General features: G+C 69.4%; 24 protein-coding genes. 18 read left to right on the top strand and 6 right to left on the bottom strand.

What is annotated here, in order from left to right; translation table 11 throughout:
- Positions 1–61 precede the first annotated feature (61 nt).
- The 11 genes from BQ8420_RS02920 (at position 62) to BQ8420_RS02865 (ending at position 6,945) form a co-directional block, all read left to right on the top strand.
- The gene (locus BQ8420_RS02920; protein WP_087096243.1) at positions 62–646 is read left to right on the top strand and encodes an NUDIX hydrolase; all 585 of its coding nucleotides are present in this window, start codon (positions 62–64) and stop codon (positions 644–646) included.
- Positions 643–822, top strand: coding sequence for a hypothetical protein (locus BQ8420_RS02915; RefSeq protein WP_087096242.1), 180 nt, complete (start codon positions 643–645; stop codon positions 820–822). Before BQ8420_RS02920 ends, BQ8420_RS02915 begins: the two co-directional genes overlap by 4 nt.
- A complete protein-coding gene (locus tag BQ8420_RS02910) occupies positions 819–1,019 on the top strand; it encodes a hypothetical protein (RefSeq protein WP_087096241.1) in 201 nt (66 codons plus the stop codon). The genes BQ8420_RS02915 and BQ8420_RS02910 overlap by 4 nt, the downstream gene beginning before the upstream one ends.
- 81 nt (positions 1,020–1,100) lie before the next feature.
- Positions 1,101–1,358: a hypothetical protein gene (locus tag BQ8420_RS02905; RefSeq protein ID WP_087096240.1), complete on the top strand. Its 258-nt coding sequence runs from the start codon at positions 1,101–1,103 to the stop codon at positions 1,356–1,358.
- A 109-nt stretch (positions 1,359–1,467) separates the two neighbouring features.
- Positions 1,468–2,061: a hypothetical protein gene (locus BQ8420_RS02900; RefSeq protein ID WP_087096239.1), complete on the top strand. Its 594-nt coding sequence runs from the start codon at positions 1,468–1,470 to the stop codon at positions 2,059–2,061.
- Between the two features lie 83 nt (positions 2,062–2,144).
- Positions 2,145–2,765, top strand: a complete 621-nt coding sequence (locus BQ8420_RS02895; protein WP_087096238.1) for a hypothetical protein — start codon at positions 2,145–2,147, stop codon at positions 2,763–2,765.
- Positions 2,765–3,049, top strand: coding sequence for a hypothetical protein (locus BQ8420_RS02890; protein ID WP_087096237.1), 285 nt, complete (start codon positions 2,765–2,767; stop codon positions 3,047–3,049). Before BQ8420_RS02895 ends, BQ8420_RS02890 begins: the two co-directional genes overlap by 1 nt.
- An 86-nt stretch (positions 3,050–3,135) precedes the next feature.
- Entirely contained in the window at positions 3,136–3,609 is a 474-nt protein-coding gene (locus BQ8420_RS02885) for a hypothetical protein (RefSeq protein WP_087096236.1), read from the top strand.
- A gap of 1,211 nt (positions 3,610–4,820) precedes the next feature.
- Positions 4,821–5,795: a hypothetical protein gene (locus BQ8420_RS02875; protein WP_087096234.1), complete on the top strand. Its 975-nt coding sequence runs from the start codon at positions 4,821–4,823 to the stop codon at positions 5,793–5,795.
- Entirely contained in the window at positions 5,792–6,244 is a 453-nt protein-coding gene (locus BQ8420_RS02870) for a hypothetical protein (protein WP_087096233.1), read from the top strand. Before BQ8420_RS02875 ends, BQ8420_RS02870 begins: the two co-directional genes overlap by 4 nt.
- Complete coding sequence (locus tag BQ8420_RS02865) at positions 6,241–6,945, top strand: hypothetical protein (RefSeq protein ID WP_087096232.1); 705 nt, start codon at positions 6,241–6,243, stop codon at positions 6,943–6,945. Before BQ8420_RS02870 ends, BQ8420_RS02865 begins: the two co-directional genes overlap by 4 nt.
- A 65-nt stretch (positions 6,946–7,010) precedes the next feature.
- Here the strand turns inward: BQ8420_RS02865 and BQ8420_RS02860 are convergent, their stop codons facing one another.
- On the bottom strand, positions 7,011–7,247 hold the full coding sequence (locus BQ8420_RS02860; RefSeq protein WP_143847071.1) for a hypothetical protein: 237 nt from the start codon (positions 7,245–7,247) through the stop codon (positions 7,011–7,013).
- A 147-nt stretch (positions 7,248–7,394) separates the two neighbouring features.
- Between BQ8420_RS02860 and BQ8420_RS02855 the strand changes: the two genes are divergently transcribed.
- From BQ8420_RS02855 to BQ8420_RS02845, 3 genes are all read left to right on the top strand, one after another.
- On the top strand, positions 7,395–8,096 hold the full coding sequence (locus BQ8420_RS02855) for a ParA family protein (RefSeq protein ID WP_087096230.1): 702 nt from the start codon (positions 7,395–7,397) through the stop codon (positions 8,094–8,096).
- A complete protein-coding gene (locus tag BQ8420_RS02850; RefSeq protein WP_087096229.1) occupies positions 8,096–8,581 on the top strand; it encodes a hypothetical protein in 486 nt (161 codons plus the stop codon). Before BQ8420_RS02855 ends, BQ8420_RS02850 begins: the two co-directional genes overlap by 1 nt.
- A gap of 108 nt (positions 8,582–8,689) precedes the next feature.
- Entirely contained in the window at positions 8,690–9,325 is a 636-nt protein-coding gene (locus tag BQ8420_RS02845) for a hypothetical protein (protein WP_087096228.1), read from the top strand.
- Positions 9,326–9,389: 64 nt separating this feature from the next.
- Here the strand turns inward: BQ8420_RS02845 and BQ8420_RS02840 are convergent, their stop codons facing one another.
- The 3 genes from BQ8420_RS02840 to BQ8420_RS02830 form a co-directional block, all read right to left on the bottom strand.
- Complete coding sequence (locus BQ8420_RS02840) at positions 9,390–9,752, bottom strand: hypothetical protein (RefSeq protein ID WP_087096227.1); 363 nt, start codon at positions 9,750–9,752, stop codon at positions 9,390–9,392.
- Positions 9,749–10,279: a hypothetical protein gene (locus BQ8420_RS02835; RefSeq protein ID WP_087096226.1), complete on the bottom strand. Its 531-nt coding sequence runs from the start codon at positions 10,277–10,279 to the stop codon at positions 9,749–9,751. The genes BQ8420_RS02840 and BQ8420_RS02835 overlap by 4 nt, the downstream gene beginning before the upstream one ends.
- A gap of 445 nt (positions 10,280–10,724) precedes the next feature.
- Positions 10,725–11,276 (bottom strand): hypothetical protein, encoded by a 552-nt coding sequence (locus BQ8420_RS02830; RefSeq protein ID WP_087096225.1) that lies wholly within the window; start codon positions 11,274–11,276, stop codon positions 10,725–10,727.
- A gap of 298 nt (positions 11,277–11,574) precedes the next feature.
- On the opposite strand from BQ8420_RS02830, the gene mobF reads away from it, so the two are divergent.
- The 4 genes from mobF to BQ8420_RS02810 all read left to right on the top strand — a co-directional run bounded on the left by mobF (position 11,575) and on the right by BQ8420_RS02810 (position 17,249).
- Positions 11,575–15,249 carry a MobF family relaxase gene (gene mobF, locus BQ8420_RS02825; RefSeq protein WP_160049267.1) on the top strand — a complete coding sequence of 1,225 codons (3,675 nt, stop codon included), beginning with the start codon at positions 11,575–11,577 and terminating at the stop codon, positions 15,247–15,249.
- Between the two features lie 385 nt (positions 15,250–15,634).
- Positions 15,635–16,516 (top strand): hypothetical protein, encoded by an 882-nt coding sequence (locus BQ8420_RS31770; protein ID WP_160049266.1) that lies wholly within the window; start codon positions 15,635–15,637, stop codon positions 16,514–16,516.
- On the top strand, positions 16,513–16,947 hold the full coding sequence (locus BQ8420_RS31765) for a GNAT family N-acetyltransferase (RefSeq protein ID WP_160049265.1): 435 nt from the start codon (positions 16,513–16,515) through the stop codon (positions 16,945–16,947). The genes BQ8420_RS31770 and BQ8420_RS31765 overlap by 4 nt, the downstream gene beginning before the upstream one ends.
- Positions 16,944–17,249, top strand: a complete 306-nt coding sequence (locus BQ8420_RS02810) for a hypothetical protein (RefSeq protein WP_200815769.1) — start codon at positions 16,944–16,946, stop codon at positions 17,247–17,249. Before BQ8420_RS31765 ends, BQ8420_RS02810 begins: the two co-directional genes overlap by 4 nt.
- Positions 17,250–17,556: 307 nt before the next feature.
- Here BQ8420_RS02810 and BQ8420_RS02805 read toward each other — a convergent pair whose 3' ends face one another.
- Positions 17,557–18,234 carry a hypothetical protein gene (locus BQ8420_RS02805; protein ID WP_087096221.1) on the bottom strand — a complete coding sequence of 226 codons (678 nt, stop codon included), beginning with the start codon at positions 18,232–18,234 and terminating at the stop codon, positions 17,557–17,559.
- 135 nt (positions 18,235–18,369) lie between these two features.
- A partial coding sequence (dnaB, locus tag BQ8420_RS02800) for a replicative DNA helicase (protein ID WP_087096220.1) occupies positions 18,370–19,666 on the bottom strand: 1,297 nt, incomplete at its 5' end.

Genomic DNA, 19,666 nt, shown 5'->3' with positions numbered 1-19,666 from the left:
CTGGTTTTGCCGACAAGGACCGGGGCGGGCCGCACTACTCCCGCAAAGGAGCACCCCCAGTATGAGCACCACGAACACCACCGCGAAGCGGTGCTGCGGCACCAGCGTCGGCGTCATCATCGAGAACCCGGCCGGGGACCTGCTCATGGTCACCCGCGGCTGGTGGCCTAAGGGCACCGCCCCCGTGGCCGGTCACGTCAAGGACGCCCACACCGATGTGGCCTCCGCCCTGGTTGCCGAAGTCGAAGAAGAGGTCGGCCTGACCGTGGTGGGCGCACCCACCACGCTCTGGCGCGGGCACCTGCCCAACCTGTGCGCGTCCCTGCCCGCCACCCCACGCCCGGGCCACGAATGGGAGGTCGCCGCCGCCACCGTCACCGGCCGGCTCCGTCCGGCCCCGGGCGAGACCAAGGGCGCCGCCTGGTACACCCCCACACAGGTGGGGGCCCTGGCTCTGGCCACCCTGGAGCACTACCGGGCCGGCGGTACCCCCGCCGAGCAACCCGACGCTTCGCTGGAGGCGGTGTGGATCCGGCTGCTGCACGAGACCGGTCACCTCAAGGGCCTGACCGTCGCCGCTCTGGACGTGGCCGAACAGGCGTACACCACCCCGCCCGGCGAGTACTGGCTGGGAGGGCGGCCATGAAACCCCGGATCACCGTCGACGAAGTGCTGGGGTCTCCGGCCTGGGCCGTGCTACGCGCTGAACTGGGCCTGCCCCCGGTACCGTCACCGGCCCCTTCACGCCACCAGGTGCGTCGCCGGCTGACCGGCATCGGGATGCGCCGTGGCTACCTGCCCGCCGGAGAGGAGCGAGCGTGAGCTGCGCCGATCTGGACTGCGAGGAGGAACCCGACCACCGGCTGCGCTACCAGGCACCCGAGGGCGAGTACGTCTACGACCTGTGCGCGACCCACACCGACCGGGCCCACCACTGGTTGGCCGGACGCCCGGAGCTGGCGGTGACCGCGATGTCCGAGCTCCTGGTCGACCCGGTGGATCAGCCCGCCCTGTTCTGACCCGACCACACGAAGGGGCCCACCGCACTACCGATGCGGTGGGCCCCGCCCCTGTCTACCCCAAGAGCAGAGGAGAAGACGATGTTCGACCCCACCACCTGGTACCGGGTGGGCTGCGACGCCCCCAGCTGCATCCGCACCCTCATGGACGACGAGGGCGACCAGCCGCTGCTGATCGACTCCCCCGACCTGGACCGCATCCCGGCCGGCTACGCCACCGACGCCGACGGCGCCCCCTGGGAGCTGTGGGCCGAACGCAACCGCGCCATGTGCCCCGCCCACGGCCACCTCCTGCAGGACGAGAAGACGGTCGCCGCCACCCACGACCCCCTGTTCTAGCCCGCCGGCCCACCCCGACCCGACGCCGTGCCTCTGCCCCCGCAACCTGTGGTTGCGGGGGTGGGGGGACCGCCCGGTCCACCCACCCCCCGACAAGGAAGCACCTCCTGTGAGTACTTCACCGCCTGCGGCCCGACGACTCCACACCGCCGCGCACACCGCCGGACTGACCAGCGCCACCATCACCCACACCCACCACCGCGACCAGACCCGCACCCAGGTCACCATCGACGGCCTGGCCCACCCCGATGACTCCCACTACCGCGTGGGGCCGGCCCTGTCCTGGATCTGGGTGGACGGCCGCCTGGCCGGCACCGACCCGCGCCACACCCTCACACTCACCCAAGCCCACCACCGCCTGGCCGAGCGGGTGTGGGAACGCGACGGATGGTGGCGCATCACCTTCCACTTCACCGAAGAGCCCGGCGTGCACCCCTACATCAAGTACGGGCCCACCCTCGATGAGGCCCTGGCCCCGCTGCGCAGGCTGTGGCCCGACCCCGACCGGGTACGGATGCTCGACGCCCGCCGCTACGACCCGACCCGGCCCGACTGGTGGTGGCCAACCACGGCCGCCCGAGCGAACGGCGGCCCTACCTACTGCGTGCGCGCCACCGATCGGGCCGAGGCGCAGTGGATGGTCGACCACGCGTGGCCCGGCGCCACCCTGACCGGTGACGTGCCGGAGTGCAGGGCGGCCTGAAACCCCCGAACAACACCACACGCCCGCGGCCGCCCCTTGCCGGGGGCGGGCCGCTTCCTTGCCCACGAGAAGCAGGAGAGATCTTGAACGCCACCACGATGACCCCGGCCCAGGCTGTGCGCACCCACCCGGCCGTGCGCCGCGCCCACGAAACTCTGCACCGTGCCCTGGAAACCGCCACCGACCCCCAGGTGCGCAGCGCCCTGGACCGGCTCGCCGACACGCTGCGCATCGACCCCACCCTGGCCCTGGACCGCGAGACCCAGTTCACCCTGGACCTGATCATGGAGCTGCGCCGCCAGATCGGAACGCTGACCCGCAAGGCCGACCGCGCCCGGGAACGCGCCGGGCTGCTGGCCGACCCCGACCTGGACTCAGACGAGCGCACCTCCAGGATCAGCCGGCTCGGCAAGATCGACCCGGGCGCCATCGAGGAGGAGAGCGAGGCCCGCGAGCGCCTGGACCAGAAGGTCGACGAACTGGCCGGTCGGGCCCGACCGGATTGGGATACCCCCGAGCGCCTGTCCGAGCTGGCCCACACCCTGCTGCCCTGCGGGAAGGAAGTTCAGAGGGAGGCCGCCCGGCTGCGGTCCTCGCTGCAAGCGGCAGCCGCTCTGGCCCCGAACGACCCTCAGGTGCGCCAGTTCCAGGATCTGGCCGAGCAGATGCACACGCTCGGCCGCACCATGCAGAGGGAGCGCTGATGAACCACGCCGACGTCCTGGCCCTCATGGGAGCCGGCCGCATGAGCCTGTATGAGGAGATCGAGGTCGAGACCACCGACGGCACCGCCGCCGGTCGGTTGGCCGACGTGGACGCCGACCATCTGTGGGCCGACCTCGATGAGGACGAGCACGGCGCCCAAGACGACCCCTGGTCCACCGCGCTGGGAGCCATCACCGCCCTGTACCGGATGCGCCAGGACCGCTGCTTCTGGGAGCCCCGCCTGGAGCAGATCTGGCCGCCGGGAGGACAGGGCGGCCGATAGCCAGGGAAAAGTCCGTAGGTCCACCCAAAGCCTCGCCCACAAGGGCATCCTGAATACACCGACCCCCGACAGTAGAAGGAGAACCGGTGGCAATCACCCGAGATTTCAACGGCGTCCTGCGCCTGGAGGAAACCCCCGAACAGTCGCATGTCGCTCTGCTCCACCACCTGGTCTGCGAGTCGAACAACGCGGGCGAGCGTGCGGTCCGCGTCCACCACCTGCACCAGAACTTGCGGCCGATCTTCCCGGGCACCACCCGCGAGGAGATCGTTCGTGTCCTGCTCGCGCTGGAAAAGGACGAAATCCTGGAGGCCGAGGAAGAAGGCGATCAGGAGGTCTTCGTCCACACCAGCCTCCCCGGGTTCCGGCTGGAGTACGCCAGCACTGCCTACCGCCAGGCGATCTCCGACATCTACAGCGACGTCGAACGCGGAGACCTGTTCCGTCTGCTCGATCACGCCGACAGCACGATGCGGTTTGTCAAGGCAGCCGGCAAGGATCCCAGCAAGGCCGGCAAGATGCTGCGACGCCTCAAGGGCGAGAAGATCGACGACGAGTAGCCCCTCACCCGAGGTCGAGAATCTGAACCCAGCCCCGCGCAACCATCGGTTGCGCGGGGCTTTCTCTATGCCTGGACATTCCGTCGCGTTCTCGACACCCGCTTCCCCACCCCGGGTCGCCGGTCTACGGTGTTGACCATGAGCACCCCTGATCCGACCCGCATCTGGCCGTCCGGGATCTGCCGTCGTGGGCACCATGAGTGGCGGCACGAGGCACCAGGGTCGAAGCGGCTGGTGTGTAGCCGGTGCCAGTCGATGAGCATGGTCAACTACACCGACGGGGGGTGCCGCCCGGACTGTGCGGACCACAACCCGCCAACGCCCCGCGAAGTGGGTCAGTAGTTCTTCGCTCGGATCGCCCCGCAGTTCGAGCACTGCTCGGTACCCGGGTTCGGTCCGTCCCCCCAGTTGTGGGCGCATGCCATCGTGACCACCTCCGGTAGAGGTGTACCCGGCGACAGGGCGGCGACGGTGGCCGAAAGCGGTCACACTCCCGCAGCCGGAATCGTCCCTCATCCCTGCTGTTCGCCTGCGGGCGGGCTGCTCCTGGCATCATGGGGTGGTTCTCCCGAGCGCCCGGCAACAGGACAAGTAACCCGTGAGTAGCTTCGCGGGCGGTCCAAAAATGACCCCACGACGAAGCCCCCACAACCATCGGTTGTGGGGGCTCCCGCCGCTATGCCCTGCCCAGCGAGGCGGACAAGACCCGCGCGCTGGAGGCGCTCACCACTGACCGGTGAGCCCGTGAGGGTCTACCGCTAAATCCTGTAGCAATCCTCCTCGACCCCCGGGCTTCGTGGGGTGTCGGTAAGGAGCGTGTCACCAGGTGCCAAGTAACCCGTGGGTAGCTTCGGGGCCGTCAGCGACGGCCCCGAAGCGGGGGCGATTCTGGTGGAGGCCGGTGATCGAGTAGTCGGTATTCGCCTCTGCCCGCCCCGTGTAATCACTCTGCGTGGTCGTCAGGGGCATAGTGGGACCACGGGCTTCCCGCGACCCGGACGGCTACGCCTGACACCGCCCCCGCCGGTTCATCCGGCGGGGGCTTTTCTGTGCCCTACTGGCGAGACGATGCGTCTCGCTTCCGAGAACATTGACTTATCGGGGGTCAGGAACCTTGCTCTGGGGCGAGACTTCCCCGAAAACCCTCCCGCGCGTCAGGAAATCCTGACATGATGCTTGTCAGGAAAACCTGACGCGATTGGAGGCCCTCCATGGGCTGGACTCTGGCCACCACCTACGACCCCGCCAACGAACACAACGGCTTCACCGTGATGGTCCTGGACGACGACACCGCCACCAGCAAGTGGACCGACCAGGTCTCCGAGCGCGTCACCGGCTGGCGGGCCGGATGTGACTGCGGCTGGAGCGGAATGGACACCTTCCTCCGCACCGACTACCCCTCCGAACACGGCAGCGCACCCAAGCAGGTCGAGCAGTTCCTCGGTCGGGCCTGGCAGGACCACGTGCACTCGGCACTGCCGGAGCTGCGCCTGCACAACCTGGCCTCCCAACGGTCCCTGACCGACGCAGCCCTGGACAGCGAAGTGCAGACGCTTCGGCTGCGCTCGGTGCCCTGGGAGAAGATCGGCGCGGCCATGGGGATCAGCCGCCAGAGCGCCTGGGAGCGCTGGAAGCACCTGGACCTGGACCGCCGCGAGCACACTTCGGTGTCCGGCCCAGCCGCGTTGTCGGCGATCCTGCCCGCCCTGGACCAGATCGACGCGGTGGTCGGACCGCACCTGGCCCACGACAGCGAGCCGGATCCCGCGGTCCTGGCCATCTGGCAGACGGCTCTGGGGCTGCGCCGCCTGGTCGCGCCTGCCAACCCGGCCGAGGCCGCCGACGCCGTGTCCAAGCTGGAGGCGGCTGCCCAGTCTCTGCGCCACCACCACGCCACCGAACTCGGGCTGGAGGCCCTGGCAGCCGAGTCCAGCAAGCTGCGCGCCGACTCCTTCGACCTGACCCCCTACGAGCTCACCGTCGACGCCGCCGACTTCGAGGACGAGCCCAGCGCGTTCACCGTGGCCATGCAGGGATCCGCATCCCAGCCCATGACCGACCACGTGCTCATCGACGGCCGCCTGGTCACCGACCCGGCCGTGTACGCCGACATCGTCTACGCCCTGGAGCTGCTGGGCGAAGCTGCCGGCAAGGCCCTCTACACCGACATCGAGGAAACGGCATGACACCCATGACGAAGCGCTACGTGGCCAGCGACGGCGAGCGCCTGTTCGTGGACGGCGTGCGGGTCACCGCGGTGACCGCGCACCGGGTGCTCCACGAGGACCACGGCCTGAGCGACCGGGACGAGCGGATCGAGGTGTTGGCCTCGCTCAAGGACCACCCCGAGGTCGACACCGACGGCACACCGTTGCCGTACATGCCGGGAGGCCGGCCCCGACACCGTCTCGACGAGATCGCGGCCGCCGCCCGGCTCCTGTACGGCAAACGCGCCACGGTGACCCCGGCCGAAAAGATCACGCACACCGAGCCGGCCCCGGTCACGGGGACCGTGGGGTGGGTGCACGAGGACCGCCACCTGACCCTGAGCCACACCACGGACGGCCGCGAAGCGGTCAGGTTCCTGATCGAGAACGTGTCCACCATCGAGGCGGCAGAGGAGCAGACCCCATGACCGACACCACTACCGTTCCTGTTCTCGTTCCCGACCTGGACGGTGACCTGACCCGCACCGTGGCCGCCCTGGAAGTCTGGGCCCGAGCCCTGGACGAAGCACAGATCGACGACCTGCTGGGAATGGAAGCCGCCGACCTCGTATCCCCGCTGGGGCGGCTGTTCGACGTGGTCGCGCCCCTGGAGGTCGACGAGTCCATCGAGCAGATGGCGGCGGAGGACGGGCATCCGCGCCGGTACGGCGACCGGATGTTCGCCCCCGATGGCCGCTACGAGTACACGCCACTGCACCCCGCCCGGATGGACAGCGCCGACATCGAGGTTCTGCGCCGGGCCACCGGTCTGGTCTCCCAGATCCAGACCGACCCTCACAACGAACTCGCGGGTGTCCTGGAGGACCTGGCGCCCCTGTTCGCGGCCGAGATGGACCGGGCCGGTCAGGAAGTCGGGCACCTGGAACCGCTGCACGCCCTGGACCGGATCCTGGCCGTGCTCGGACTCACCGGACACGACCCCGACCGGGAGCGGCTGCACGGCCTGCTGGTGGCATTGCCGTCCACCGTGCGTCCGGAGCGAGACGACAAGGTCGACCGCATCCTCACCTCCGAGATGGAAGAGCTGTTCCAGGAGGTGAGCGCTCAGATCGTGCGGGCCTGGTACCCGCCTGCTGAACAGGACCTACAGACGTGGGCACGCCTGTAGCAACCCGGGAACCGACGAAGCCCCCACACCCCGCTCGGGGTGTGGGGGCTTCGTCGTGTCCGGGGTCAGTCGGTGGCGGGGAGCCGTCCCGGCCTGCCGGTACCGGCCACGTCCACCAGGCCGGTCGACTCCTGGGTCTCGCCTCCGGGGGCCGGTCCTCCCCAGTGCGCCAGGCCCGCCCCGTGCGGGGTGCGGGACAGGGCAGCGGACACCCCGGGCAGAGGCCGGGAGCGCCGTCGTGCCGTGGGTTCGGCGGCCAGGTCGTCGTGGTCCTGGCCGCTGGAGGCGGTCCTGGTCTTCATGGAGACCATCCTCCACCAGGGATCCGGTATTCGCTGGAATCTCCAGGTAAGACACATGCCGGTGTACCGGTGAACGCGTGTACCGGTACACCGGCACACGCGTGTACCGACTTCCCTGTGTGCCGGTATACCGGAATACTGGCGTCCATGAGTAGACGAATCATCACCGTGGCGTCATGGAAGGGCGGGGTCGGCAAGACCACCCTGGCCTACGAAGTCGCCTACCAAATGGGCGCGGTCCTGGTGGACCTTGACTGGGACCGGGGTAGCTCCACCCGGGCCTGGGGCTACCGCACCGAGCGCCGGATGCGCTCCCCCCTGCTCTCGGCACTGGAGACCGGTAAGACCCCCAAGTGGATCCCCGGGGGCGAATCCAAACCCGACCTGCTGCCAGGACACGAGGACTTCGCCATGGTCCAACCCGAGGCCGAGACCATGGCCGACCTACTGGAGAAGTGGGCCACCGAATGGGACCGCGACCTGGTGGTCGACACCCACCCCGGCGGATCGACCCCCTCCACACTCGGAGCTATGGCGGCCGCCGACCGCGTCCTGGTCCCCGCGCTGTTCGAGGAGAAGCCAATGGAGGCCCTCGAAGGGATGCTGGAGCAGGTCCCCGACTACCCCCTGCTGATCATCCCGAACCAGATCTCGGGGGTGCCCAAGAGCCGCTACATCCAGTGGCTGCGCAAGATCACCAGCGAGGCCGGCGCACAGGTCGGCCCGATGGTGCACGAGTACACCTGGCTGGAGACCCGCACTCTGCGCAGGGCGGTCTCCTCGGAGCCGATCGCGGTGCGGGCCGAACCCTTCGTGGCGGAGATCGAGCGTGTGGTGGGGGCGGCCTGATGGACGGACTGGACGACCTGGAAGCCGAAGCCCAGGCCCGCCGGCGGGCACGCGGTGGGAACCGGAGGGGAGAGATCACCCCCGAGCCCCGCCGGCCCAAGCTCACCAAGCCCATTCAGAGCACAGCGGCACCGGCACACCCGCAGGCCGGTACACCGGCATCCGGGTATACCGATGTACCGGTACACGCGTCTACCGACACCCCGGCACCCCAGGAGAGCACGGCCACGAAGGCGAGCGAGCCCGTCAAGCGAACCCGGCCGCCCTCGATCGAGGCCTACCTGACCGAGGACCTCATGGACTGGATGTGGAAGGTCCGGGCCGCGGGGATGGCCGACCGTAAGGAGAACGTCTCCAGTGCCGTGGTGCGCCTGGCCCTGGAACAGCTCCGTGAGCAGATGTCACCGAAGCAGATCATCCACGCCCTGAACGAGGCCCCATCACCCCAAACAGGAAAGGCGGGGCGCCGCGGCCGTGCCCGCTGACCGGCACACCGGCATACACGCGTACCGGTACGCGTGTATGCCGGTGTACGTGTTGAGGAAACGTAGCAACGTCACCATCTGATCAGTGAAAACCCCCAAGGAGATGGCGTGAGCAATGCGGAGGATCGCTACCGGGATGCCGACGAACTGGCCAGAGACATCGAGGAGGAGAACCGCCTTAGGCGTGAGAAACGCGAGGTAGAGCTGGCCCGACTCCGCCGCCTTCATACGGAGGAGGCTGCAGAAGATCGTCAGGTCTCGCGGTACACCCGTGCTATGCGGGCCGTGCGCAAGTACCAGCTACAGCAGGAGCCTGAACAGGTTCGCCGCTCCTTGATTCGGCTCACCATGGGCACGACGCTGCTGCCGTTGACGAGCGCGGCGATGCTGTGGCTGATTGCCGTGAGCATCGTGACCGACCAGGGCGGTCCCGGCTGGGTCGGCCACGTGCTGGGGTTGGTCTACACGGTCTCGTTCATCGGTGCTCTGGCGTGGCACGCTCGGTCCAGGTGGCAAAGGGAAGCTGCGGGCTTGCCGACGATCGCGGCTTGGACTCTGCTACTGGCACCCGTTCTCGTGCTTTGTGGGCTGGCAGCGCTTGGGTGGATCGGCTGGGTCTTCGTCGCGATCACTCAGCTCGTGTGTCTGATGGTCGGGTTCACCGCGATCTACATGACCGGGGAGATCCCGCGCCAGTACCGCAAGATCCTGGCCGCCAAGGGGAAGAAAGCCGGCGGCGAGTAACCCCTCGTTCGAGGTTGGCCCCACACCGCACGGTGTGGGGCCAACCTCGTCCTGGGGTACAGACTTAGGCTGGCTTCTCGGTGGTGTCTTTCCTCGACTCCAAGGCCGTGTACAGCAACGGCATAAAGAACAACGGGATCAGAGCAACAGAGAACAGCAGGCCCGCGCCGGTGATACCACGAGCGCCGATCGCCTCCCAGGCGCCGATCGCCATGGCGGCCAGGATGAGCAGAGCGATCGTCACCAAGCCGGCCCGAGGCATCCGAGGGCTGAACCACAGCATCGCGATGGTGGTCAGCAACAGGACCTGATACGCCAGACCGTGCACGATGCCGTAGTAGGGCACCAGGTTGTAGGCCGACCATGCCACGGCCGTGAGGGAGACGAACGCGAGCAGCACGCCACGCCCAAGATCGCTGAACCTCATTCCAGGCCCCCTTCCGTGGCAGGAAGGCGGCCGGCTTCCCACATGTCCGCGACGTCGTGGCGCAGCTCCCAGTCCATGCCGTTCGAGCGGACGTGCCACACGTCCGGTGCCAGCTGGTCCTCTCCGGTGCTCTGCCAGTGGGCGAGTCCCTGGTCGACGCGGTGGCGTGTGCCGCTGTCCTCGACCCACTCGGTCGGGAGCCCGTCGGTGTCGAGGGTGACGTCGACGGCCTGGTGGTGATCGGCGGTGCGCAGCTCCGCGTCCGCAGGGCCGGACGGCACCCAGCCGCGGAAGAACCACACGTGGGCGGGTGCGGGCTCTGTGTCGGGTTCGTACACCGCACGAGCGGCCGGGTCAGGGTGGCCGGGCGGCACACAGGTGCTGACCAGGTAGGCGCCCAGGGCCTCGCGGGGGGCGTTCAGTTCCTCGGGACTCAGGTGGGTGAGGGCCTGGCCGCGCCAGTCGTCGGGACCACCGACCAGGCGCACGGTCGCCGTGGTCGGAGAGGGGGTCTGTGTCTCGCTCATAGGAATGAGCCTGCCACCAGGCGGCGACGTCCGCCGGCGGTTCGAAGAACCGGTGGGCGGTTCGCCTGGCATGGTTCTCACCGTGCGTGTTCGACCCCCGCAAGGTTGACCTGGCACTAGACCCCACGCTTGACCCGACGCTAGTCCCGACAGTGGACCCGACGGTAGACACCGGACTTGACTCACGCCCCGTAGCCTTTGGCGCTTGCCCAGGTAGGAGCCTGTTGCCGACGTTTGCCGGCCGCCGACATCTCCACTTCTGAACAACCCACACCCCAGGAACCGAAGTTCAGAGCACCACGACTCAGTACGAGCCCACACATCCAAGGTCAAACCAGAGCAACGCACCCAGGTACCCATCGACACGAGCAGCCAGAACCCACCAATCGAAGCCACCCATCAAACCGAGGCACGACCCGTGACCATGGATTCGTCCGTGACGTAACTACCCCTGCTGTTGCTGTTCTTCGATCGCTCTGATCAGCGCGTGCGCCGCGAACGACAACCGGTCGTAGTCGTGTTCAGCGATCAGCCCCTCCCGAATCGCCATCTGTGCCTGACTCAGCACCGCGCACACCTCCCACGCCTTCTCCGGTCTCGCGGGGCGTTCGACCACAACCTGCTTCACCCGTCCGGGGACCGGTACCTCGATGCGGGCCGAGCGGGTCGTTGTGCGGGTGCGCACCTCCCGGATCACCTCGCGCACCGGTTCTTCCTCTCCGCGCGCTGCCCCTGTCTGCCGGTCACGGTCCTGGCGGGTCAGGGCCGTGCGCACCTCCCAGGCCCGGGTGCGGTGCGCCGGGGAACAGTACGTGGGAGGCCGGCCCTTCCCTGAGTAGGGGACCGGGTCGCCGCACCAGGCACAGGTGCGACTCACCAGACGGGTGCGGGTGGTCTGGGTGATGCGGGGCGTGCCGATGTAGGGCCGCCCCTGTGGGTCGAGGTCGGGCAGCTCCTGGTCCTCGCCGTCATCGTCGTCGTGGTGGTGTTCGTCCATGGCGGCACCGTACCGGCCCGCCGACCTTTTCGTCCTGGACGAAACCACGATCACTAGTAGTGCCGCGGTGTGTGGAACCCCGTTGTACGGGCCAACTTCGCTGACGTTCTCGTGCTCGTGGGCACTGACATGTCCGTGCTCGCACGAACGTGTTCGTGGCCGAAAACGGGGGGTTGTGCGGGGTGGGTGAAGGGGTGCGCGCTAGGGTCCCAAAAAGCAGGTGAGTGCGTCAGGTATCGCTGCCGCGATACAAACCGCCCGTACCGGGCGAAAAACGACACGGCTTGGAGGTGGTCGGGTGGGGGTCTACGTGACGCCGATCCACACCGCCGAACAGGCCGACTACCGCCTCGCGGGGTCGTGCGGGGAGGACCGGGTGGCGGCCGCCGACGTCGCGGTCGAATACCGTCTCGGCCTCTCTCAGGGCCAGGATCCGATCGTCCGGCTGGGGTCGGGCTGGAAGGAGTTCGACCGCACTCCGGGCACCGTGCTGGCCACTGCCGAAGACGTCGAGGAGATGCGCCAGGTCGTGGCCGGACGCGACCCCCGCACCGGCCAGCGCCTGGTCAAGTTCAAGACCGCGACCTCCCCCGACGCGCTGCTACCCGCCCGCCCCCTGGTCGAGGCCGTGGACAAGGCCGCCGCCGAGTACGGGGTGAGCGTCCAAGAGCTGCTGTGGCGCCTCTCCTGGGCCGAAGACGCGACCCGGCCCCGCCCCACCACGTCGCGTTCCCGGTGGTCGTGGGATCGGTACAACCGGCTGCTGCGCTGCCTGACCTCCGAGGGCGAACACCATCGGGCGCCGGTGGCGGATCTGACCCGCATCGCCACGGCGGCCGGGGTGGACCTGGAGACGGTCTACGACGCGGTCGAGCTGGGCCACGCCCAGGACCACGCCGACGAGCGGGTGGACATCGGTACCCGCGCCTACGACGTGGTCTTCACCCGCGACCGGCGCACCGACGCCGCTCAGGCCGCCGCCCCGCCGGAGGCGGCCCGCCGGATGGAGCAGATCCACGACGAAGCGGTGGGCGAGACCGTGGCGCACCTGGAGCGGTGGGTGGGGTACGTGATGGTGGGCCACCACGGCGACGGCCAACAAGCGCAGCGGGTGGACGCCACCGGGATCATCGCCACGGCGACCAAGCACCGCACCGCCCGCGCCATGACGGCCGGGGAGCCGGGGGATCCGCACACCCACACGCACGTGATGATCTCGGTGATGGGCCGCTCCACGGTCGATGGCAAGTGGAGGACGATCGCCGCCGGCGGCCGGGACCTGATGCGGCACGTGTCCACTCTGGGAGAGATGCAGCGCGCCATCGAGCGCCGCAAGCTCACCGAGGAGTTCGGGTTCCGCTACGCCCAGGACCCCGAGTCGCGCCAGTGGGAGCTGGTCGGCATCCCCGACGTGGTCAAGAACGGGTTCTCCCGGCGCCGCAACCAGGCCCGCGCGGAGGTGGGCGCCGATGCGCCCGGGGCGGTCTCCCGCGCGGCCGCCCGGCGCACCGCGGAGAAGAAGGTCGCTTCCACCCGTTCCGAGGAGCGCGCCTCCTGGCACAAACGGATGCGCGAGATGAAGTTCCCGCCCGCGGTGTTGTGGCGGGCCGCGCTTCAGGGCCGCGAACCCGGCGCTGAAGGCCCCGCGGCCGCGCGAGGTCCGCGCCCTGACCTGGGGCCGAACCCGGATGCGGTGGCGGCCGCGGTGTGGGACCCCGAAACGGGGGTGACCGCCAACCACAAGGTCGCCTCGCGGGCACGGGTGATGGCGGCCGTGGCGGCCGCCTGCGAGGGCGGCATCGCCTCGGGGGAGGAGCTGGAGGTACTCACCGCCCACGTACTCGAACACCCCATGGCACTGCGGCTGCCGGACCTGGGCGCCACCCACATGTCCCACTCCGCCCGCTACACCGCCGCCGACCTGCCCGAAGCCGAAGCCACCATCCTGGACACCGCCGAAGCCGGCAAGAACGCTCAGATAGCGATCGTGGACCGGGACGAAGCCGCCCGCGCCCTGAAGATCTGGCAGCAGGTCAAGGGCTTCCACCTCTCCCGTGAGCAGCTCACCGCCGTGGTGCGCCTCATCGAGGCCGGCCACGCCCTCGACACCGTGCTCGGGGGCGCCGGGACCGGCAAAACCACGCTCATGTCGGCGGCCCGGTGCGCGTGGGAGGCGGCCGGATTCCGGGTCGAAGGGGCCGCCGTCGCCGCGGTGGCGGCCGCCGGCCTTCGCGCCGAAGCCGGGATCACCTCGCGCACTATCGCCTCCTGGCGCCAGCGCATCACAGGCGGCCCCGGCCTGCGCGGGGTGGACGTGCTGGTCGTGGACGAAGGCGCCATGGTCGGAGACCGGGACATGGCCGCCCTGGTGCGCGAGGCCGCCAAGCGGGGCACCAAGATCGTCTCGATCGGGGACCCGCTCCAGCTCCGGCCCGTAGCCGCCGGAAGCGTGTTCGCGCGCCTGCATCACCGGATGGGCGGTGCGGAGCTGCGTGAGAACCGCCGCCAGAAGGACACCGCCGACCGTCAGGCGCTCCAGGCCTGGGGCCAGGGCGCCCGCAAGTCCGCGTTGGCGTTGTGGGCACAGCGCGGGATGGTGCACGCCCCCGTCGACGCTGACGCCGCCCACGCCCAGATGGCGGCCGCCTGGACCGCCGACCGGGCCCGCTACGCCAACCCCCTCGATGCCGTCGAGAAGCTGTTCCTGGTCGCCGCCACGAAGGCGGACGTGGACGCGCTCAACCTGCGCGCCGCCCAGGCCGCCCGCGCCGCCGGCCACCTCGGGAAGGAGCTGACCTTCGCCACCCGCTCCGGCGATCTGGCCCTGGCCCTGGGAGAACAGGTCCGCGTGCGCCGCAACGACTACCGCTCCCGGAACTCCGAGGAACCCGACGTGCTCAACGGCTACCGCGGCGTCGTCGCAGCCGTGGACGCCCAACTCGGCGCCCTGGTGGTCTGGGGACACGGCAAGAACGAACGGGCGTGGATCAGCCCCAAGCAGATCCGTCGCGGCGACCTGGGGCTGGGGTATGCGACCACGATCGCCTCCGCCCAAGGGGTGACCACCGACCGGTGCCACGTCTACGGGCTGGGAGCCGACGCCCACGCCCTCTACCCCGCCATGAGCCGCGCCAAGGTCAGGACGGACCTGTACCTGCCCGGGGCCGAGATCGAGCCCCACACCACCCGGGCCCGGCTCGGGGAGGCCGCCACCGCCGAAGAGGCGCTGGAGCGGGTGGTGTCGGCCTACCTCTCCACCCTGACCCAGGACGAGGATCGGCTGCTCATCGATGAGCTGGAACAGATGCGCCCCACCGAACCGGCGATCGCCAACGGGGGCCAGGAGCCCGAGCACAACCAGGAGGACGAGAGCCGCCCGGTGCCCGAGCACGAGCGCCTGGCCGCCAAGGCCGACGCCCTGATCCGCCGCGCGAACCAGCTGGAGGCCGGGCTGCCAGCCCTGCGGGAGGAACTCCGGCTTGCCGAGGAGCGTGCGCAGCTCTCCCGGATGCGGTTGCTGGTGGAGGGCGCCACCCCCCACCAGGTTCGGGCGACGGTCGAGGAGGTCCGCGAGAAGTTCCACGAGGTCGCCGACGCCGCGAGAACGGCCCGCGGTCAGGGGGCCGAACTGGCCCGTCGGGCCAAGATCGAGCGTGGCCGCCACGAGCAACAACAGGCCCAGGAGGCCCGCCTGTTGGCGGCGGTGGAACCGCTGGCCGTCGAACGCGGCCTGACCCGCGCCGACCTACGTGCTCTACCCCCCGAACAGCTCCAGGGCCTCCAGGCGCGGGTGGCCGCGCACGGGGTCCGAGCCGCCTGGCACGGGAACCGTCGCCCGATGACCAAGGTCGGGGGGCTCGCACCGGCTCCCACACGCACGGCCCGCCCGCCCAGGACCCCGACGCAGCCCACTCCGAAACCGCCGTCCCCGTCTCAGAGCCGGCGGCCATCAGGGCCCGGCATGGGACGCTGACCCGCCCCACACCCACCAGGAACGTCGCACGCCTCGTACCCGTGCGAGGCGTATCACTCCAGTTCAGGACTGGTGTACGCGGGGGCTCGCCGCCCCCGCACCCCGCCATCCCGGACGGGAACCCGGCGCCACCCGACGTGCGCAACGGATGGTTGCTTGCGCCGGAACCCCGCCCGGACCCACCTCGCCACCGGGGTAGCCACGCCCCTCGCCATACCCCCCGCCGCTATGGCCGGCGGGGGTGTGCTCACGTTCCGCTTCTGGTCAGGCCCTACGCAGACCCCGCCCGTGGGTACCCCGACTGGTGCCACCACAGGCACCGACCACAACAGCTCTGGCCGGTGCTGGACACCCGCTCGTGCCGCCCGGCGGGCACACTGCCTGTATGGCCACCCAGACCAAGCAGCCCCGCCACTACGAGGACATGTCCACCCCCCAGCTACAGCAGGCCCACGCCCGGCTGTTGCGCGCCAGGGAAGAGCTACGACACGACCTGGAGGGGGTGCTGGGACCCGACGAGACCGGACCCGACCAGGTCGCCGCGGCCCGTGCCGAGATCGCCCACGTCGCCGCTCTCCTGCGGCCGATGGCGCCGTTCATCGGCCGAGCGGTGGCCCCCTGGCCGGCAGAGGAGGAACGTCTTCACCTGTACGCCCTACCGGATACCTGCGGTGACCACTGCTGTGAGGGCGGCCCCCTGGCCGACGAACTCGACCGGCAGCAGCAGATCCTCCCTCAGCACCGGGACCTGATCGCCCCGGTGCCGGCCCGGTGGCGGCACATCACCATCGGCCGACTGGACCAGGCCACCGAGGACGAAGCGGCACTGCTGGCCGACGCGATCGGGCAGTGGGTGGAACGTCTGACCAACCCGCCGGTGAAGGCGTTGATGGTCCCGATGGTGACCGAGCACGGGGTGCTCCTCGATGAGGGCCCGCCCGACCCATGGCGCCGGCCACCCGGCTGGTCCTGGGAATCCTCTTTGGAGGGGATGGCCGCGCTGCTACGGACCGGTGCCGAGGCCGCCAGCATCGAGGGCCCGGACCTGCCGACCCGCGTACACAGCCCCCACTCGTTCCATCTGGCCACCGCCTACTGCCACACCGCCGGCACCGGCCGGGCCCTGGCCGACCGAATCGGCCGCACCCGCGTGGTCGTCCCGGTGCACGTGCGTTCCCTGGCTCTGGTGTGGGTGAGCCAGGACCCCGCGGTACCGGCCTACACCTGGCGGAGCGTGGCCGAATGGGACCTGACCGGACAGGGATGAGGGTGGAGGTTCGGTCGTCCCGGTCCGGGGAGCGTCACGCCCTGGCCGTGATCGCGTCCCGGGCCGGTGTCGCCTACGCCCCGGACGGGGACGTGCTCCTGGTCGCCGTCGACCGATCCGACCGGCCGGTGGGATGGGCCAGCGGCACGTTCGGTGCCCGATACCCAGGACCCGGCGCTCCGATCCCGGCCCCGCACGGCTATCTCCAGGCCGTGGTCGTCGACCCGGCCCATCAACGGAACGGGGTCGGCCGGGAGCTGGTGTCCGCGTTCGTGGCGGCCGCTGCCCGGGCGGGTGTGGGGTGGGTGTTCGCCGTCCCCGACGAGGACCAGGGCGTGCAGGACCGGGTGCGGTTTTTCGCCGCGTGCGGGCTGGTCCCGGTCCCCGACCCTGACGAGGAATGGCCGGTGATGGGCATCCTGATCACATGAGCGACCCGATCCCCGAACACCCCCACGAACCCGAGGCCGACATCGAGCACTTGGCCGCCACTCTGCGTCGCCGCCGACACGAGCTGGCCGACGCCGAGGGCGCCCGGATCGGGCAAGGGCGGGTGGTGCACGGGCTCACCACCCACATGTGGGCCGGGGTCGAGGTGCCCGCGGTGGCCTGCCACGCCGCTGTGGACCCGCTCCGGCTGTACCCGGCCGCCAGCCCGATCACGTGCCGCCGGTGTCTGGGGCGGGCCAGGGCCGGGCGTGACCAGGTGCCGGGGCAGACCAGCATCCTGTAGCGGCAGCTTTACGGCATAGATCTCCTGGAAGTCCTCCACAGACGGCGGCGAACTGCTAGGGGTACGCGAGGTTCTCGCAGGTGTGGTTGCCGTAGGTACGTCATGCCGTGAACACGGCAAGCCCCTCGTGCGCGTTCCTTTATAAGGTTTCATTAGCCCCTGGCGTCCGACCCGCCCGAGTTCGCCCTGACCTGCCCTGATGCGACGCTTTCAGGTTGCAGAGTCGGGTCCGGCGTTAGTTTTCGTAAGCCCCGGACATAGCGAGTGGCCCCACACCAACCCGTAAGAGCGGGGCCACTCAACTGGCTCACACATGATCGGGGTCGCGTCCAGCCCTCAGGTGGATTTCACGTTCCCGGATGACGTCCGTGATCTTCTCGTCCGGCGCAAGGCGGCTGCGCAGACGCTGGAACTCCTCCCACGCCGCGTTCGGTTCCACCCCGCGTGAGGCGGTGATCATCTCTGAGGGCCAGAGCCGTTGCCGGGGTTTGCGTCCGGCGTCCAGGTCGGCACGGATCTCTGCGTGGATCTTGAGCAACAGCGCCAGGCGATGGCCCACCAATTGTCGTCCGCGACCGGCCCGGTAGAAGGCCGGGGTGAACGCCACGATGCCCCTCGTTCTACCGATGGTCTGTCCGAGGTCGAAGACCTGGATCATGTGGTTGGCGACAGGGTTGTCGGGCAGGCGTTCCCGGTCGTAGGTACCGATCCAGGCCGCTTCGATGTCGTCCAGGTCTTCCAGAGGTTCGGTGCCGAGTTCGCCCTCGCTGTGGGCTTTGTCCTGGGCGTAGTTGAGGTAGTCGATGATCCCGCGGCGCCCGCCGGTGCGGCGTTCCAGGGGACCATCGGGGTGGACGGCGTAGTACTCCCACGTGGGTTCATCCCGTTGGGGGAGGTTCTCCAGACTGTGCGGGTCCGGGCGGGTAAGCCGGTCGAACAAACGGTCGTCGGAGTTCTGTTCCAGTTCGGGGTGCTCATCATTCACAGGGTGGCTCCCGGCCTCGCAGGGGGTGGGGAACAACCCAAGCACGGCAGGATGCCCGCTGGGGCCGAACCGCACTCTTCCACGCAGGTGCCGTAGGCACGTCGTGACGTGCCTACGGCACCTGAACCGTGGGCTCTATCCCTGGCCCATGTCCACGAACTGGGAGTAGTGGCCCTGGAAGGCCACACTCACATCACAGGTGGGCCCGTTCCGGTTCTTGCCGATGATCAGGTCCGCTTCCCCAGCCCGCGGCGACTCCTTGTCGTAGACGTCCTCGCGGTGCAGCAGCAGGATCATGTTCGCGTCCTGTTCCACAGCGCCGCTCTCACGCATCTCGTGCGTTTGCGGGCGCTTGTCCTCCCTGCGGGCCGAGTCGCGGTTGAGCTGACACAACACCACGATCGGGATCCCGATCTGCTGAGCCAAGACCTTCAGCCCGCGGGTCATCAATGCCACTTCCCGTTCACGGGTGTCGGCCGAGGTCGACTCCGGGTCCTGGAGCAGCTGGAGGTAGTCCAGGACCACCATCTTCAGCTCGTGGCGGCGGGCTTGGCGGCGGATCTCCGCCTTGAGCTGGGGGAAGGTGATGGCGGGGTTGTGGGAGATCATCAGCGGCCAGTCGATCATCTCCTTCTGTTTCTCAGCGATACGAGCCCAGTCGTCCTTGCTGGTGAGCTTGCTGCGCAGGGTGTGCAGCGGCACCCTGGCTTCGGAGGAGATGATGCGCTGGCCCAGCTCGTTGCGGTTCATCTCCAAGGAGACGAACAGGGTGCGGTGCCCGGCCTTGGCAGCGTTGACCGCCACGTTGAGACCGAACGTTGTTTTGCCCACGCCGGGTCGGGCGGCGACAACGATGAGCTCGCCGGGGTGGAGCCCGTTGGTGAGCGCGTCCAGGTCGGCGAACCCGGTGGGCACCCCCATCGGATCTTCTGGTGAGTCCAGGTCGTCGATGACGTCGGCGAGCATCTCCTGGCCGAAGTGCTCGATGCCCTCCACCGCCTGGCCCTGGTGTTGGACCTGGGCCCAGGTCTGGTCGGCGTCCTCCAGCACCGCGTTGATCTCACCGGTACCGGTCAACGCGATCTGGCGCATGGTCACCGTCGCCTGGTGCATCCGCCGCCGCACCGCCAGGCCTGCGGCCTGCTTGGCGTAGTAGGAGGCATTGGCCGGGGTGATGCCCTGCTCGGTGATCGTGATCAGGTAAGACGCTCCGGCCACCCTGTCCAGGTGGCCGGCGGTTTGCAGCTCGGCCGCCAACGCCTGGGGGTCCAGGGGCAGATCTCGGTCGGCCATGGTCGCCAGGGTCTGCCAGATGATCTGGTGAGAGGGCCGGTAGAAGTCGCTGGTGGTCAGGTGTTCCGCGGCCTCATGGAACGTCCCGGCGGTACCGCCGGGCATCAGGATGCAGCCGAGCACGGTCTGTTCCAGACCC

It is taken from the genome of Nocardiopsis sp. JB363, from assembly GCF_900143625.1.
Classification (GTDB): Bacteria; Actinomycetota; Actinomycetes; order Streptosporangiales; family Streptosporangiaceae; genus Nocardiopsis.
Note: the sequence above shows the minus strand (reverse complement) of the source record. Positions and strands in the feature narration are given on the sequence as shown.